Raw genomic sequence first — 14,135 nt, 5'->3', positions numbered from 1 at the left:
TCAGTCGGTACCACGACGAGTGCCCGCCCGGTCAGTGGTCCGTCCCGACGCCCGCGTCGTCGCGGTATCGAAGCTCCGTCCGCTCGTCGTCACCGCCCGTTCGGACAGACGCGTCGATCGCCGAGTCCCCGACGTCTTCCCCCACGAGCGCGGCCCACTCGTGGATGTGGGAGTGTTCGCGGTGTCGCATGGTCCTCAGACGAGTGCATACTCGGCCATTTGTATAACGATTATGTCAGGGTCGTTTCCTGTAACCTAGCGAAGAGTCCGTCGAGCGTGACGAGTGGAGCGGGAGATCAATCGTGCCAGTTCTCGGGAACCTGAATCGTGTACCGACCGTCTTCCTGGAGGGCGATGATGTACTCCTCGCGGTCGTACAGCTCCATCAGGTTGAGTTCGTACTGTCCCGGACTCAGGACCTTGATGCTCTCGAACTGGTCGTTGAGTTCCTCGCGGAGGTCACTCAGGTCCGGGCGGTCCTCGCTGGGTTCGCTTGCGACGCGGCCGCCGGTACCGCCCGCCGAATCGGGGACGGGTCCGTCGCCGGTCGCGTCGGATTGTGCGTGTGCGTCGTCCCGGGTGTCCACGTCGGCATCCGTGGGAATCTCGTCCGGGCTGACGACTTCGCTGCGAGCGTCGGCCTGTGCGGCGTCTTCACGTGACGGAGGATTTTCGCCCGGGGTGCGTTCCGGGGCCGGGGCCGGTTCAGACGGAATCGAGTCGGCCGGCGTGTGTTCCGGGGCGGCGGACGACGCGTCGTCGTCGGGTGCGCCCGCGGACTTCGACCCGCCCGAGCCACCGACCAGGTCGCGGACGGTTGCGGCCGCGCTCCCGACGGTACGGGCCACGGAGCTGTCGGGCGCGGGCGGGTCCGGCGGTTCGGCCGACGGCTCCGGTTCGTCCGGGACGTCCTCGGTGGAGGGGTGAAACTGGAACTTGTTCCCGCCGCAGTCGGGACAGCCCGACAGCATCTCCTTGGAGCCGTCGTCGAACACCTGGCCGCAGCTCGTACACTGGTGGGGCATTATTTCCGTGAGACCAGGGCGCTGATCAGCGTCTCGTCTTTGTGTAGCGTCTCGATCTGGTTCGCCGGCCCGATCACCGTCAGCTTCTTCGTCTCGTTGTTGCCCATCAGCCGGTTGAGCAGTCCCGAGTCCGTGCTCCCGGACTGGGGATACGTCTCGATCTCGATCCCGTTGAACTCGTCGGGGCTGATCTCGGTCATCGTGACCTCGATGAGCCGGGACTCCTCGTCCGGTGACAGTCCCTCTTCGAGGATGACGATGTTCCCCTCGTGGACACCGTCGAGTATCATCCGGATCTTCTCCATGGAGGTCATGTTCTCCATGCGCTCACCGCTGATGAGGTCGATCTGCACGCCGTCGTCGCCGTCGTCTGCTTTTTTCACTTCCGGCATGAGATCACCCGAAATACTCCGCGATCTTGTCGTAGACCTCGTCCATGTTGTCGCCTTCCAGCGCCGACAGGGGCAGCGTCTCGTGCTGGGGGAAGGCGTTCTCGATGCGGCGGATGTTCGAGTCCTCGAGGTCGGTCTTGTTCGCGAGGATCAGGACGGGCAGGTCCTGACTCTCGATGATGCCGACGAGCATCGTGTTCACCTGCGTGAACGGGTCCTCGGTGGAGTCGAGCACGTAGAGGACGCCGTCGACGTCCTCGCGCAGCCAGTGCATGGCCTCGGCGACGCCTTCGGTAGCCTCGCGTGAGCGGCGCACGGCGTCGTCTTTCTCCATGTCGTGTTCGAGGAACTCGGTGTAGTCGACTTTCGTCGTCACACCGGGCGTGTCGACCACGTCGATGGTGACCGACTTGCCGTTGCGCTCGATCTCGACATTCTCCTTTCTGCGTGCGCGCCGTGTTTCGTGTGGAATGTGACTCTCCGGGCCGATAGCGTCACCTGTCCAGTCGCGAGCGATGCGGTTCGCCAGCGTCGTCTTCCCGGCGTTTGGTGGACCGTAGATACCGATTCGCTTCGGGTCCTGCGCCGAGAACAACGACGAAATACTGTCTCGGATGTCCGTGATCAGTCCCATCCTGGGCCTCCCGCTCTCTCCGTGAGAGAGCTTCTGCGGGTACTTCCCGACCGAATCGACTTAAGTGTACGTCAGACATACATAAATACTCCGATACTAATTCGGTGGGAGAGTGGCCGGTTCGTGGGGAAACGATGGGGTGAAACGATGGACGGGGCAGGATATGGCACGTCCGCTGGACGTGTCGGAAAGCAACCAACGGAAGAAACGGTCCCGTGAGCCGGGCAGAGGTAGTCGACGGGAAGGTGTCGATGGGAGAGTGTCGACAGGAGAGGGTCGATGGGAGAGTGTCGACAGGAGAGGGTCGGCGGGAGAGTGTCGACGGGAAAGTGTTGACGGGGGAGGGTCGACGGGAAAGTATTGGCGGATGATCGGGCTGGACCCGAAACGGAGCAGGGTGTAGATGACGAATGGGAATGCCACGGTACCAGTTACCACAGTGCGGTGAAAACCTGATCTGGACTGACCGGGATGGAAGCCCCCCACCCCCTTGTTTCGAGTGGAACGGCAGGAATGCCGGGGTGGGGGTGAGCAGCGAGTCGTCGATGGATATGGAGGTTACTCCACGGGAGCGTGCCTCTAGGCATACTTTCCACTAGTCTAGCTGATTTCGCTGACTCTAGCCACACAACATACTAGCTCCACTAGAAGAAAGGGTGTTTGGGTGTTCTACGGGTTTGATTGTTAGAGTGGTTACTTAATGCTTCCCCTCTCTAGAGAGGGGGTCCCCCCACCCCTCCTCCACACCGTTCCACCCGAAACGAAGGGGTGGGGGGGTCCCTCCCCACCCCATCCTTTCCCGTCGAACCGCTCTCCCCACCGGAACCGTTCTCCAACCTACGACGATCCCAGCTGGTGTTCCGGTTCTGCTCTCTCGTCTTTTGCTCTCTCGTCGATCCGCTCACTCGAAAACGTCAACTAGATCTCTCGATTCCGTTGACGCTATTGGCCGGAACTACTGCTCTCCTCTCTGGCTCGAATTGCACGTCACGTTCACATCGTTTCCCGGGTGAGACGGATCTATTCTCCGTTACACCTGAAACGGGGGTGTTCCCCGGTGTCAGCGGAGTCTTCCCACTCTCGTCGATCGCCGAGAACGCCGACTCTACGGTCTGATATCGGATGCAACGGCTCCATACTGTGGACTATTGATCATTCAACGATCGAAATATTTAATAGCTCGTCAACCACGGGTTCTTGTGGTTCAACTGGACGTCCTCGGAAAGCCCGATTTCCACCTACAGCGGATCTTCGACGACTCACGGGCCGTTTCTGGGACGCGTGGTGTTCCTCTCCACCCGAAACAGAGGGGTACGTTTATGACAGGGAGCGGAAACGAATCCGACGGACCGGACACGGGAGCGGGGAAGCGAGACGGGCAGAGCGGGCCCGACGGCCAGTCACCGCTCGACGATGCGGCGGGCGACGAGAGCCGATCCAGCGTCGACGTAGAGACGTCGATCTCCGACTCGTCGCTGGACGACGTGGTACTCGACGACGTCGAGGAAGACGGCGACCTCGACGAGGCGTCGCGCGGACTGTTCGACGACCTGCTCAGCGGCGCGCCCATCTTCGAGAACAAGGAGGTACTGCGCCCGTCGTACACGCCCCGGGAGCTTCCCCACCGACAGGAACAGATCAACAACATGGCGACGATCCTCGTCTCGGCGTTGCGCGGGGACACACCGTCGAACATCCTCATCTACGGCAAGACCGGGACGGGCAAGACCGCGAGCGCGAAGTTCGTCAGCGAGGAACTGGAGACCACCTCTCAGAAGTACGAGGTCCCCTGTGAGGTCCAGTACATCAACTGCGAGGTCACCGACACCCAGTACCGCGTGCTCGCGCAACTGGCCAACAAGTTCATCGAGCAGAACCGGTCGGTGATCGACGACCGTATCGCCGAACTGGAAGACCTCCGCGAACGGGCAGAAGACGACCCCTCCGCCCTGGCTTCCGCAGACGGGAGTGCACTCGAAACGGGGGTGTCCGTGGGCTCGGGGCCGGGGATCGACGAGATCGAGACCGTCGACGAACTGGACGCCCGGATCGAGGACCTGGACGACGACCGCGAGGAGTTCGAGGAGGTCCCCATGACCGGGTGGCCGACCGACCGCGTGTACAACAGCTTCTTCGAGGCCGTCGACTACCACGAGCGCGTGGTCGTCATCATGCTCGACGAAATCGACAAGCTCGTCGAGAAATCCGGCGACGACACCCTCTATAACCTCTCGCGGATGAACTCCGAACTCGACAACTCACGGGTGTCGATCATGGGCATCTCCAACGACCTGAAGTTCACCGACTTCCTCGACCCGCGGGTCAAGTCCAGCCTCGGCGAGGAGGAGATCGTCTTCCCGCCCTACGACGCCAACCAGCTCCGGGACATCCTCCAGCACCGCGCGAACGACGCCTTCGAGGAGGGGGCCCTCTCCGACGACGTGATCCCGCTGTGTGCGGCCTTCGCCGCACAGGAACACGGGGACGCTCGTCGGGCGCTCGACCTGTTGCGGACCGCAGGGGAACTCGCCGAGCGCGGTCAGACCGAACGCGTCGAGGAGGATCACGTCCGGCGCGCCCAGGAGAAGATCGAACTCGACCGCGTGGTCGAAGTGGTCCGGACCCTCCCCACGCAGTCGAAGCTGGTCCTGTTCGCGATCATCCTGCTGGAGAAAAACGGCGTCCACAACATCAACACCGGCGAGGTGTACAACATCTACAAGCGCCTCTGCGAGGAGATCGACGCGGACACGCTCACCCAGCGGCGCGTGACGGATCTGATCTCCGAACTGGACATGCTGGGCATCGTCAACGCCGTCGTCGTCTCGAAAGGTCGGTACGGGCGCACCAAGGAGATCAGCCTCTCGGTGCCAATCGACGAGACCGAGGCAGTTCTCCTGTCGGACTCCCGGCTGGGCGACATCGAGGACGTCCAGCCGTTCGTGCAGGCGCGGTTCGACAACTGACGACGCGAAAAGGCTCGTTTCAGGTCGCCGCCGCGGCGGCGTCGGCGGTCCCGACCGGCCCCGTCTGGAAGTTGAGGCGGAGCCAGCCCAGTCCGGGCATACGGAACTCGGCGGTGCCGATCACCCAGTCGGGTTTGACGGGCCTGGAGACGCCCTGTACCTGGTCGTACCGCTTGTTCGAGGTCGGGTTGTCACCGCGCGTGATGAACCCGTCGTACTCCGCGGGACAGTGCTGGAGGTCCTCACAGGAGTCGACGTCGTTCGGGAGATGTTCCGGGTCGGCCCGCTCGTACCAGTTCTCGCCCTCTTCGACGAAGAACTGGGCCCGGTGTATCACCGGTGTGGCTCGCTCGTTGCCGTTTGGCTCGTAGACGATCACGTCCCCCGGCCGGTTGAACTTCCGGTAGTCGCTCTGATTCGCGCTGTAGACGGTCGCGACACCGGTGTCCTCGATGGCATCGTCGCTGGGGAACCGCTCTTCCTCCATCACGAACACGAGGTCGCCGACCCCGATGTTCGGTTGCATGCTCCCGCTCTCGATGGCGACCATCGGCGGCCAGACGCCGCTGATGGCAAAGAGAAGGATGCCGATACCGACGACGGCCAGCACGCTCGTCGCGAAGTCGTCGAGGAACGACCCACCCCGCTCGGCAGAACTTCCTTCCGCCGGCGGATTCGGCCCCCGTCGCTCCCCCTCGTCGCTACGTTCGCTCATTGCTACCGGGTTGTGCCGAGCGACGCTTCAACTTTCTGGGTCCGCCCCCCTGTTGCTCGACGGTTTCGGGTCCGATACGCTTTAGCTTCGCCACCCGTTCTGTGGATCCGTGCCGCTGGAGACGCCCGCCCGCATCGTCAGCGTCCTCGCCCAGCGCGGCTACAACGCCGACCGCGAGGCCGTCACCTTGCTCGCGAACGCCGACGATCCAGCACGCGCCATCGAGCGCGCACTCGAAACCGCGCCCGACGACGCGATCAAGCTCTCGGCCGACCACGTCGAGTCGACCCTGGCCGACGCGGACCCTTCCCGCGAGCGCTCGACCGCCACTGCGACCACGGGTGACGCTGCATCCGAGCCACCGACTCCCGACCCCTCTGTTTCGAGTGGAACGGACCCCGCCACGTCGGCCGAATCCGGGGCTGGCGCTCCACCTGAAACGGGGGGGTCCGAGGGGTCCGTGAGAGCGTCGGAGGCGACCGGTCCGGCCGCCGCCGAATCGGCTGGCACCGGGTCCGACGCGACCGCGGAAACCGACCGGCGAACGACGAGCGACCCCGCGCCGACCGGCGAGCGGTCCATCGACACCGCCCTGCACGACGTAGAGATCGAGGGGGACATGACCGGGCAGTCGACGGGGACCGGCGAGTACAGCGACTTCGTGGCCGTGTTCCGCGACCGCTACGAGCGACTCAGCGGGCAGTTGCGCGGGCGGATCAACCACCGTCCGACGGACACGCTCTCGTCGATGGCCGGGGGGAGCGAGGCCGCCATCGTCGGGATGGTCTCGGACATCCGGTCGACGGCCAGCGGGCACTGGCTGATCGAACTCGAAGACACGAACGGGGTCTACCCCTGTCTCGTGATGAAAGACCGGGACACCGCCGAACAGGTCAGTGAGTTGCTCCACGACGAGGTCATCGCCGTCGAGGGCACCCTCTCGGACGACAACAGCGACGGCGACGGGATCCTCTTCGTCGACGACCTCTATTTCCCGGAGATTCCCCGGACCTACAAGCCCTCGACGGCCGACCGGGAGGTCAGCGCCGCCCTCGTCAGCGACGTGCACGTGGGCAGCCAGGAGTTCATGGCCGACGCGTGGTCGCGCTTCGCCGACTGGCTCCACACCGAGGAGGCCGAGCGGGTCGAGTACCTGCTGATCGCGGGCGACATGGTCGAGGGTGTCGGTGTCTACCCCGACCAGGACGAGGAACTGGACATCGTGGACATCTACGACCAGTACCGGGAGTTCTCGGAGTACCTGAAGGAGGTCCCCGGAGACATGGAGATCGTCATGATTCCCGGCAACCACGACGCCGTGCGCCTCGCGGAGCCCCAGCCGGGATTCGACGAGGAGTTACGGGAGATCATGTCGGCTCACGACTGCCGGATCACTGCCAATCCCTCGACGGTCACCGTCGAAGGCGTCTCCGTCCTGATGTACCACGGCGTCTCGCTGGACGAGGTGATCGCCGAGTTGCCCGACGAGAAGGCCAACTACGACGAACCCCACAGGGCGATGTACCAGTTGCTGAAGAAACGCCACGTCGCACCGCAGTTCGGCGGGCACACGCGGCTGGCTCCCGAGGAGGAGGACTATCTGGTGATCGACGAGGTGCCCGACGTGTTCCACGCCGGCCACGTCCACAAGTTCGGCTACGGCAAGTACCACAACGTTCTCACGATCAACTCGGGCTGCTGGCAGGCTCAAACTGCGTTCCAGGAGAGCGTCAACATCGATCCCGACACCGCGATGGCCCCCATCGTCGACCTCGATACGCTCGATCTGACGATTCGGAAGTTCGCCTGATCGCGAGCGGTTCGCTCGCTCTTTTAGCCGTCGAGCCGGTACTTCACGGTCGGTGTGCCCTCGAACAGCGGGCCGGAGCCGACGCGGTCGAAGCCGGCGTCGTCGGCGGCGGACTGCACCACGTCGTCGGGTTCGGGGACGAGCAACTCGACGGCCATGTCCTCGCCGCGGGCGAAGCGGACGGGTTCTTCGAGCAGGCGGTCACAGATCGCGGGCTCGCCCTCCAGTTGCGTGACGTGGATGGTCCCTTCGCGGGCGTCGTAGCTGACGAAGCCGACGATCTCTCCGTCGCGCTCGGCGACCCGGACCGTCCGGTCGTGGACGAGGTTGCACATTACGTCGGTCGGTGCACCGGTCAACTCCGCGAGTCGGCCGGCATCCGCCTCCACGGCGTCACGGACGTCCATGTTCCTGCATCGCGCTCTCCGGGGAAAATAGTTGCTCCGGGGCGGTCGTCGAAACCGGGCGTTCGGACGGGCATCGCTAATGAACACAGTTATCCCGGGCGCTGGTTAACGCCAGCACATGAGCGACGCACACACGCCAGCGGCGGTGATCGTATGCGCGTAGTCTCGAAGTTCGGTGGGACGAGTCTGGGAAACGGTGACCGGGTCAACCGGGCCGCGGATTCGATCGCAGCGGCCGTCGAGGCGGGCCACGAGGTCGCCGTCGTCGCCAGCGCGATGGGGTCGACGACGGACCACCTGCTCGACGAGATCCAGTACGAGGCCGACGAGGCCGACCGCGCCGAAATCGTCAGCATGGGCGAGCGGACCTCCGTCCGAATGTTGAAGGGCGCACTCTCCGCCCGCGGCGTCAACGCCGTCTTCCTCGAACCGGGCAGCGACGACTGGCCGGTCATCACCGACGAACACGGCGAGGTCGACGTCGACGAGACCACCCGCCGCGCGAAGGTGCTGGCCGAACAGATGCACAACGACGACGTGGTGCCCGTGATCACCGGGTTCCTCGCACAGGATCACGCCGGGAACGTGACGACACTCGGCCGCGGTGGCTCGGACACGACCGCCGTGATGCTCGGGAAGTACATGGACGCCGACGAGGTCGTCATCGTCACCGACGTCGAGGGCGTCATGACCGGCGACCCGCGCGTCGTCGAGGGCGCGCGCAACGTCGGCGAGATCACCGTCGACGAACTCCGAAATCTCTCCTTCCGCGGGGCCGAGGTTGTCGCCCCGAGTGCACTCACCTACAAGGGCGAGGACATGAGCGTCCGGGTCGTCCACTACCAGCACGGCGACATCATGACCGGCGGGACCTCCATCGAGGGGCAGTTCGAGAACCTCATCGACATGCAGGAGGACCGGCTGTCCTGTCTCACCGTCGCCGGCCGCGCGGTCCGGAACGAGCCGGGCATCCTCTCGAAACTGTCGACGGCGCTGTCCGAGGCCGGTATCAACGTCGACGCCGTCTCCTCCGGGATGGACTCGATCACCTTCTACATCGACGCGGACCACGCCGAGGAGGCCGAGACGCTGCTCCACGACGAGGTCGTCGAGTCGAGCACCCTCTCCTCCGTCACCGTCGACGACCCCTACGCCGTCATCCGGGTCACCGGCGGCGAACTCCAGACCGAACCCGGCATCGTCAACCGCATCGTCGCCCCCCTCGCGGACGAACGCATCAACGTCCACGACGTGATCACCAGCGCCACCTCCGTCGCCGTCTTCGTCGACTGGGACGAAGGCGAGGAGGCACTGGGTCACATCCAGACCGTCTTCGGCGACTGATCGCCGTCCGTATTCCGCCGGTTCCTGTTCGATATTCTGTCACTCGAACTGACACCAAAAGACATTCATACTCGCTGAATAGTTTCTCGGATATCCGCCCTGAACGAAACCCTCCGGGTGGGAGAGAGACATGAGTGCACGACGACAGCACGCAGCCGCCCTGGCCCTCTGTGCGCTCGCGCTCGCGAGCGTCGCGGCAGTCGCCACGGGGCCGGCCGCGGCCCAGACCGACGGCGTATCGAACACGACCGGCGCGACGAACGTCACTGACGACCTGACGCTGAACGCCTCGTTCGCGTCCCCGGAGTGGCCCTCCAGTGACGTGACGGTCCCCGAGACGCACAACCCGCTCCGACTCACGGCGAATCGGAGTAACTACACGGTGATGGTACGCAGCGAGCGCCTCGACGCCTCGTCGATCGCCGAGGTGCTGGACGAGGAACTGGAGACCGACGACCCCGACGTCGCGGACTTCGGCGAGACCGAGGGTGGCGTGTTCCGCATGCGCGTACTGGACCGGACGGCGACTATCCCGGCGAACTTCTCGACCGCCGTGACCGGCCCGTACACCTTCGAGTTCGCGGCGGGGAACACGACGGCGACAGCGACGACCGAGGTCGTCCGATGTGAGTGTGTCGGCGCTGGCTTCCTCGACGACGGTGGCGACGGTGCGACGTTCTCCACGGCCCAGTCCGGCGTCGTCACCGTCCCGGTCGGGCTAAAACACACCGACGAGGCCGAACTGGAGATAACCGGGGACGACCTGGATATCACCGCGACCGTCGTGGACGGGAACGACGACGGCCGCGTCACACTCTCGTTGAACACGCATCTGATCGGCCGAAATGCACCGTTCGACGGCAACGCTCGTCCCTACTGGACACGGCGGGGACTGAGCGTCCGTGCTCCCGAGGACAGCGTCGAGTCGATCCGCGTCCCGGAAGTGCCCGGCGGTGACTATCCGCTGGACACCGAGGAGTACGATCTCACGATCCGCGACCGCGACGACACGCTCGCGACCTCGACGCTGACGGTCACCGAGTCCTCGGATCCGGCCCTCGAAGCGCGGACCGGTCCGGCCGATGCTCTCACGAACGCGACGAGCGATAGCCTCCGGACGGCCGCCGCTGACGGCACGCTAGCAACCGCCGGGACCGTCTCGAACGGGTCGGCGCTGGTCTACGAGGCCGGGGGTGCGAGCCTGTTCGGACCCTTCCGGACGGCGGTGCAGGGCCACACCGGCCCCGACCGCTTCGTGCAGGCGTTTCTCGACCTCGCGACCGCCCGGAACGAGTCGGCGGTCCCCGGTGACGTGGTCGACTTCGGCATCGACGGCCCCGCTGACGCCCGAATCGAACTCCTGAACACGTCCCGGAACGGCGGGCTGACCGTCCGCCCCGACCGGGGCAACGACACGCTGTACGTCGGCCTGCGGACCGATCGGCTGGCCGTCGAGAACGGAACGGCAGTCGGTAGCGGCGCGTCGTTCGACGCGAGCCTCGCGGTCCACGGTGACACCGCCAGCCAGTCGGTGCAGTTCGACGAGGAGTCGACGACCGGCGACGACGAGTCCACTACGCCGGCACCGCCGTCCCCGGAACCGCCCGCGACACCGGAGCAGGGGACCACTCCGTCGCCGACCACGGGTGACACCCCGTCGCCCGAAACCGCGGCACAGCCCGCCGATGATCCGGGTGCGGAGTCACCCGACGCGACGACGACCGCCGACGGTCCCGGATTCGGCGTCGCGGGCGTCGTGCTGGCAGTGCTGGCACTCTGTGCGTTCGCGGTGGGCCGGAACCGCGACTGAGTGGCTCCCCGTCCTCACCGCCCCTTCCGCAGTCGCTTGCCGATCTTCTTGGGGAGGTCGGCCTCCGCGACGGCGTCGATCACGCGCTCGATGTCGTACTCGACACGGTGTTCCTCGACGGTCATGGCGTCGAGATCGAGGATCGAGTACGCCGCACGAGGGTCCTCGTCGCGCGGCTGGCCGACGCTGCCGGGGTTCATGACGATCCCCTCGTCGTAGACCTCGTGGGCCTGCACGTGGGTGTGGCCCATGATCAGCACGTCCTCGTCGTCGAGCATCGCGGGCTTGTAGAGTCCGGGGTAGGTGTAGCGGTCGGGGTCGTCGGGGTGGCCGTGGACGATCTTCACGCGGCCGTCGTGTTCGAGGCGTTCGTCGGGGAGGCTCCGGAGCCACTCGATCTGGTCGGCCGAGCAGTGCTCGCTGGCGTACCTGACGCCGGCGTCGGCCATGCTGTTGAAGCCGAAGCCGGTCTCGGTGGCGACCGCGCGGTCGTGGTTGCCCAGAACCGTCGGGGCCCCCAGATCCCGGACGCGCTCGACGCACTCGGCGGGCCAGGGGCCGTAACCGACCACGTCGCCGGCACAGAGGTAGCCGTCGACCGGCGGCATATCCGAAAGCACCGCCTCGAAGGCCACGCGGTTCGCGTGCACGTCGGAGATGACGGCGAGTCGCATACGGGATCGGAGTCACCGGAGCGGGTTAAGTGTGGCCGCGTCGGGAGCGCGTCGGGGTATTAAGCCGCCCAACGTTGAATGGGATGCGTGAACCGCAGCAAAGGCTCGCTCCTCGGACTGGTCACTGTGCTGGCCGTCCTCTCCCTGATGCTGGTACTGCCCTTCGTCCAGTACGTCCTCGGTGCCGTCCTCGTCGCGTTCGTGCTCTATCCGTTACAACGCCGGCTGGAGACCGTCGTCTCGTCGATGGTCGCCGCGGCCGTCCTGCTGGTTCTGGCCGTCGTAGGCTTCGTCGCGCCGTTTGCCGCCATCTTCGCGACCATCGCCGACGAGGCCTGGCGGATCTTCGGGAGTTTCGAGGCGAACGCGGTTCCGGTCGCGGAACTGGAGGCCCGGATCGCCGACGCGACCGGGCGCGAGGTCGACCTCGGTGGTACGATCGCCAACTCGGGGCAGGACATCGCGCAAGCCCTCTTCCAGCGGTCGCCGGCAGCTCTGGGGACCATCACTCACTTCGTCATCGGGATCTCGCTCGCCCTCTTTCTGGTCTACTACCTCCTGAAGGACGGCGGCGATTTCGTGGCCTGGCTCCACCGGACCGTCCCCCTTCCCCAGTCGATCCGGAACGACCTCGCGTCGGAACTCGAGGGCATGATCTGGGCCGTCCTGTTCGGCCACGTCTTCGTCGCGGTGGTCCAGGGGCTGATGGCCGGCCTCGGACTGTTGGCGGTCGGCATCCCCAACACGGCGTTCTGGACGGCAGTGATGATCGTGCTCGCGATGGTCCCGCTCATCGGCGCCATCCCGGTCTGGGGCGGCGCCGTGGTCTACCTCCTGCTCGTCGGGCGACCCGCGTTCGCCCTCGGACTGTTCGTCTACAGCGTCGTCGTGGTCGGCCTCACCGACGACTATCTCCGGCCGCTGGCCGTCGACCGCTACGCTCGCCTCAACCCCGCCGTCATTCTGGTCGGCGTCCTCGGCGGCGCGTACGCCTTCGGCATCATGGGGCTGTTCTTCGGCCCGGTCGTCCTCGGCGGACTGAAGGCGACCCTCACCGTGGTCTCGGAGCACTGGGAGGAACTGGAGACTGCGGATGGCTGACCTGTAGTTCGCTTACTCGCCGTTCTCGATGGCCGTCTCGATCCCGTCCCCGTCCCGGACGACGCCCGCAGCGCAGACGGCGTGTTCGAACTCGTGGTCGTAGACCTCGCTCGCGATGTCGGCGGCGTCCTCGCTATCGAGGTCGAAGGCGGTCGGACTGTCTTCCTCGTAGGTGGCGACGAGCGTGGGCTCCTCGACCTGCTCGACCAGCAGGGCGTCCTTGCGGACGGTGCCGATGTAGCTCTCGTCGTCTCGCGGGTCGCTGTCCTCCCCGCTCGACTGATTCGAGGCGCTTCGCGCCTCGCTACCCCCGACGACCCCGGCGATCCGGGGCGTGTCGTAGTCGTCTTTCTCGTAGTCCAGCGCGAGCAGCGACTCCGCGAGCGCGTCCCGTGCTGGGTAGCCGAGACCCAGCTTCTCGGCGATGGGATCGACGTGGCTGCCGTTGCCGACGACGACCGACCCGTCGACCTCGCGGACGCAGTTGTACGAGATGTACGGGTTGTCGGTCTCGGGGGCGTCCTCGGTGGGGCCGACGGTGAGGGTGGCACCGCCCTCGCGGGCGACGATCCGGCGGTTCGGGAAGGATCGGGACGAGACCCGATACGCGGCGCGGTCGGGTGCGACGACGACGAATCTGCCGACGTACATACTGCGTTCTCTACGGGTCGCCGGAAAGTAGGTGTCGATCCCCGCCGGGGACGGTCACGATGCTCCCGCCCGCTCAGCTGTAGGGATAGACGAGGCCGACGACTGCCCCGAACACCAGGTGGACGAGTAGACTCGTCGGGTTCAGGTTCGGGACGGGCGGTGCCATCGGGAACCCGACGGCGCTCAGCCAGATCGGCATGACGAATCCCGCGGCGACGATCCAGAGGACGGCTCCGTACGCGAGGCCGACCCCGACCAGCGCGAGCGGCCGGTCGGTGTAGTCGGCCAGCGGCGTCAGCGTCACCAGCGCGGCGAAGAGCACGCCGAAGACGGCGCTGATCGACATGTGGACGACCCAGCCCGCCAGCCCGCCGCTCAGTCCCACGAGCGCAGGGATCGCCACTTCGATCACGGGGGTCAGCAGCACCGACAGCAACACACCCATGACCGCGCCGCCGGCGATCCCGGCGACCGCCCCCGACACCCACGTTCGTCGCTCTCTGTACACGCGTCCACGCTCTACCGTGGAACCGGTTTCCTGTGCCATACATACTCTACCACGATTGGCGATTTAGGCCCCGCCGATCGTTCACAACTCCGTAGTTG

At 65.7% G+C, this 14,135-nt stretch carries 14 protein-coding genes; 5 read left to right on the top strand and 9 right to left on the bottom strand.

All coding sequences use genetic code 11. From position 1 onward, the window contains the following. Window positions 1–31 precede the first annotated feature (31 nt). From BV210_RS19825 to BV210_RS08665, 4 genes are all read right to left on the bottom strand, one after another. Window positions 32–190, bottom strand: a complete 159-nt coding sequence (locus BV210_RS19825; protein ID WP_157525931.1) for a hypothetical protein — start codon at window positions 188–190, stop codon at window positions 32–34. A 106-nt stretch (window positions 191–296) separates the two neighbouring features. Continuing rightward, window positions 297–1,025, bottom strand: coding sequence for a Zn-ribbon domain-containing protein (locus BV210_RS08675; RefSeq protein ID WP_077206246.1), 729 nt, complete (start codon window positions 1,023–1,025; stop codon window positions 297–299). Then, window positions 1,025–1,417, bottom strand: coding sequence for a DUF2073 domain-containing protein (locus BV210_RS08670; protein WP_077206245.1), 393 nt, complete (start codon window positions 1,415–1,417; stop codon window positions 1,025–1,027). Before BV210_RS08670 ends, BV210_RS08675 begins: the two co-directional genes overlap by 1 nt. 4 nt (window positions 1,418–1,421) lie before the next feature. Beyond that, window positions 1,422–2,051, bottom strand: a complete 630-nt coding sequence (locus tag BV210_RS08665; RefSeq protein WP_077206244.1) for an Era-like GTP-binding protein — start codon at window positions 2,049–2,051, stop codon at window positions 1,422–1,424. A 1,319-nt stretch (window positions 2,052–3,370) separates the two neighbouring features. Between BV210_RS08665 and BV210_RS08660 the strand changes: the two genes are divergently transcribed. Further along, on the top strand, window positions 3,371–5,017 hold the full coding sequence (locus BV210_RS08660) for a Cdc6/Cdc18 family protein (protein WP_077206243.1): 1,647 nt from the start codon (window positions 3,371–3,373) through the stop codon (window positions 5,015–5,017). 19 nt (window positions 5,018–5,036) lie between these two features. Here the strand turns inward: BV210_RS08660 and BV210_RS08655 are convergent, their stop codons facing one another. Then, window positions 5,037–5,732: a S26 family signal peptidase gene (locus BV210_RS08655; protein WP_077206242.1), complete on the bottom strand. Its 696-nt coding sequence runs from the start codon at window positions 5,730–5,732 to the stop codon at window positions 5,037–5,039. Window positions 5,733–5,841: 109 nt separating this feature from the next. On the opposite strand from BV210_RS08655, the gene BV210_RS08650 reads away from it, so the two are divergent. Continuing rightward, the gene (locus BV210_RS08650; RefSeq protein ID WP_077206241.1) at window positions 5,842–7,542 is read left to right on the top strand and encodes a DNA-directed DNA polymerase II small subunit; all 1,701 of its coding nucleotides are present in this window, start codon (window positions 5,842–5,844) and stop codon (window positions 7,540–7,542) included. A gap of 23 nt (window positions 7,543–7,565) precedes the next feature. Here BV210_RS08650 and BV210_RS08645 read toward each other — a convergent pair whose 3' ends face one another. Beyond that, window positions 7,566–7,949, bottom strand: coding sequence for a hypothetical protein (locus tag BV210_RS08645; RefSeq protein WP_077206240.1), 384 nt, complete (start codon window positions 7,947–7,949; stop codon window positions 7,566–7,568). A gap of 153 nt (window positions 7,950–8,102) precedes the next feature. Between BV210_RS08645 and BV210_RS08640 the strand changes: the two genes are divergently transcribed. Together BV210_RS08640 and BV210_RS08635 are read left to right on the top strand one after the other, a co-directional pair. Further along, entirely contained in the window at window positions 8,103–9,293 is a 1,191-nt protein-coding gene (locus tag BV210_RS08640) for an aspartate kinase (RefSeq protein WP_077206239.1), read from the top strand. A gap of 130 nt (window positions 9,294–9,423) precedes the next feature. Then, a complete protein-coding gene (locus BV210_RS08635) occupies window positions 9,424–11,103 on the top strand; it encodes a hypothetical protein (RefSeq protein WP_077206238.1) in 1,680 nt (559 codons plus the stop codon). Window positions 11,104–11,117: 14 nt separating this feature from the next. Here BV210_RS08635 and BV210_RS08630 read toward each other — a convergent pair whose 3' ends face one another. Beyond that, the gene (locus BV210_RS08630) at window positions 11,118–11,777 is read right to left on the bottom strand and encodes a metallophosphoesterase (RefSeq protein WP_077206237.1); all 660 of its coding nucleotides are present in this window, start codon (window positions 11,775–11,777) and stop codon (window positions 11,118–11,120) included. 78 nt (window positions 11,778–11,855) lie between these two features. On the opposite strand from BV210_RS08630, the gene BV210_RS08625 reads away from it, so the two are divergent. Then, window positions 11,856–12,878, top strand: coding sequence for an AI-2E family transporter (locus tag BV210_RS08625; RefSeq protein WP_077206236.1), 1,023 nt, complete (start codon window positions 11,856–11,858; stop codon window positions 12,876–12,878). A gap of 12 nt (window positions 12,879–12,890) precedes the next feature. Here the strand turns inward: BV210_RS08625 and BV210_RS08620 are convergent, their stop codons facing one another. Next, on the bottom strand, window positions 12,891–13,529 hold the full coding sequence (locus BV210_RS08620; protein ID WP_077206235.1) for an IMP cyclohydrolase: 639 nt from the start codon (window positions 13,527–13,529) through the stop codon (window positions 12,891–12,893). 73 nt (window positions 13,530–13,602) lie between these two features. Further along, the gene (locus tag BV210_RS08615; protein WP_077206234.1) at window positions 13,603–14,076 is read right to left on the bottom strand and encodes a histidine kinase; all 474 of its coding nucleotides are present in this window, start codon (window positions 14,074–14,076) and stop codon (window positions 13,603–13,605) included. Window positions 14,077–14,135: the final 59 nt, after the last annotated feature.

This window comes from Halorientalis sp. IM1011 (assembly GCF_001989615.1).
GTDB lineage: Archaea > Halobacteriota > Halobacteria > Halobacteriales > Haloarculaceae > Halorientalis.
This window is presented reverse-complemented; position numbering and strand designations above follow the sequence as displayed.

What these genes read in the sequence shown, in the direction of transcription:
- BV210_RS08625 (WP_077206236.1), top strand. Translation starts at nt 11,856, where the DNA reads ATGGGATGCGTGAACCGCAGCAAAGGCTCGCTCCTCGGACTGGTCACT.
- BV210_RS08640 (WP_077206239.1), top strand. Translation starts at nt 8,103, where the DNA reads ATGCGCGTAGTCTCGAAGTTCGGTGGGACGAGTCTGGGAAACGGTGAC.
- BV210_RS08620 (WP_077206235.1), bottom strand. Translation starts at nt 13,529, where the DNA reads ATGTACGTCGGCAGATTCGTCGTCGTCGCACCCGACCGCGCCGCGTAT.
- BV210_RS08635 (WP_077206238.1), top strand. Translation starts at nt 9,424, where the DNA reads ATGAGTGCACGACGACAGCACGCAGCCGCCCTGGCCCTCTGTGCGCTC.
- BV210_RS19825 (WP_157525931.1), bottom strand. Translation starts at nt 190, where the DNA reads ATGCGACACCGCGAACACTCCCACATCCACGAGTGGGCCGCGCTCGTG.
- BV210_RS08630 (WP_077206237.1), bottom strand. Translation starts at nt 11,777, where the DNA reads ATGCGACTCGCCGTCATCTCCGACGTGCACGCGAACCGCGTGGCCTTC.
- BV210_RS08660 (WP_077206243.1), top strand. Translation starts at nt 3,371, where the DNA reads ATGACAGGGAGCGGAAACGAATCCGACGGACCGGACACGGGAGCGGGG.
- BV210_RS08665 (WP_077206244.1), bottom strand. Translation starts at nt 2,051, where the DNA reads ATGGGACTGATCACGGACATCCGAGACAGTATTTCGTCGTTGTTCTCG.
- BV210_RS08645 (WP_077206240.1), bottom strand. Translation starts at nt 7,949, where the DNA reads ATGGACGTCCGTGACGCCGTGGAGGCGGATGCCGGCCGACTCGCGGAG.
- BV210_RS08675 (WP_077206246.1), bottom strand. Translation starts at nt 1,025, where the DNA reads ATGCCCCACCAGTGTACGAGCTGCGGCCAGGTGTTCGACGACGGCTCC.
- BV210_RS08670 (WP_077206245.1), bottom strand. Translation starts at nt 1,417, where the DNA reads ATGCCGGAAGTGAAAAAAGCAGACGACGGCGACGACGGCGTGCAGATC.
- BV210_RS08655 (WP_077206242.1), bottom strand. Translation starts at nt 5,732, where the DNA reads ATGAGCGAACGTAGCGACGAGGGGGAGCGACGGGGGCCGAATCCGCCG.
- BV210_RS08615 (WP_077206234.1), bottom strand. Translation starts at nt 14,076, where the DNA reads ATGGCACAGGAAACCGGTTCCACGGTAGAGCGTGGACGCGTGTACAGA.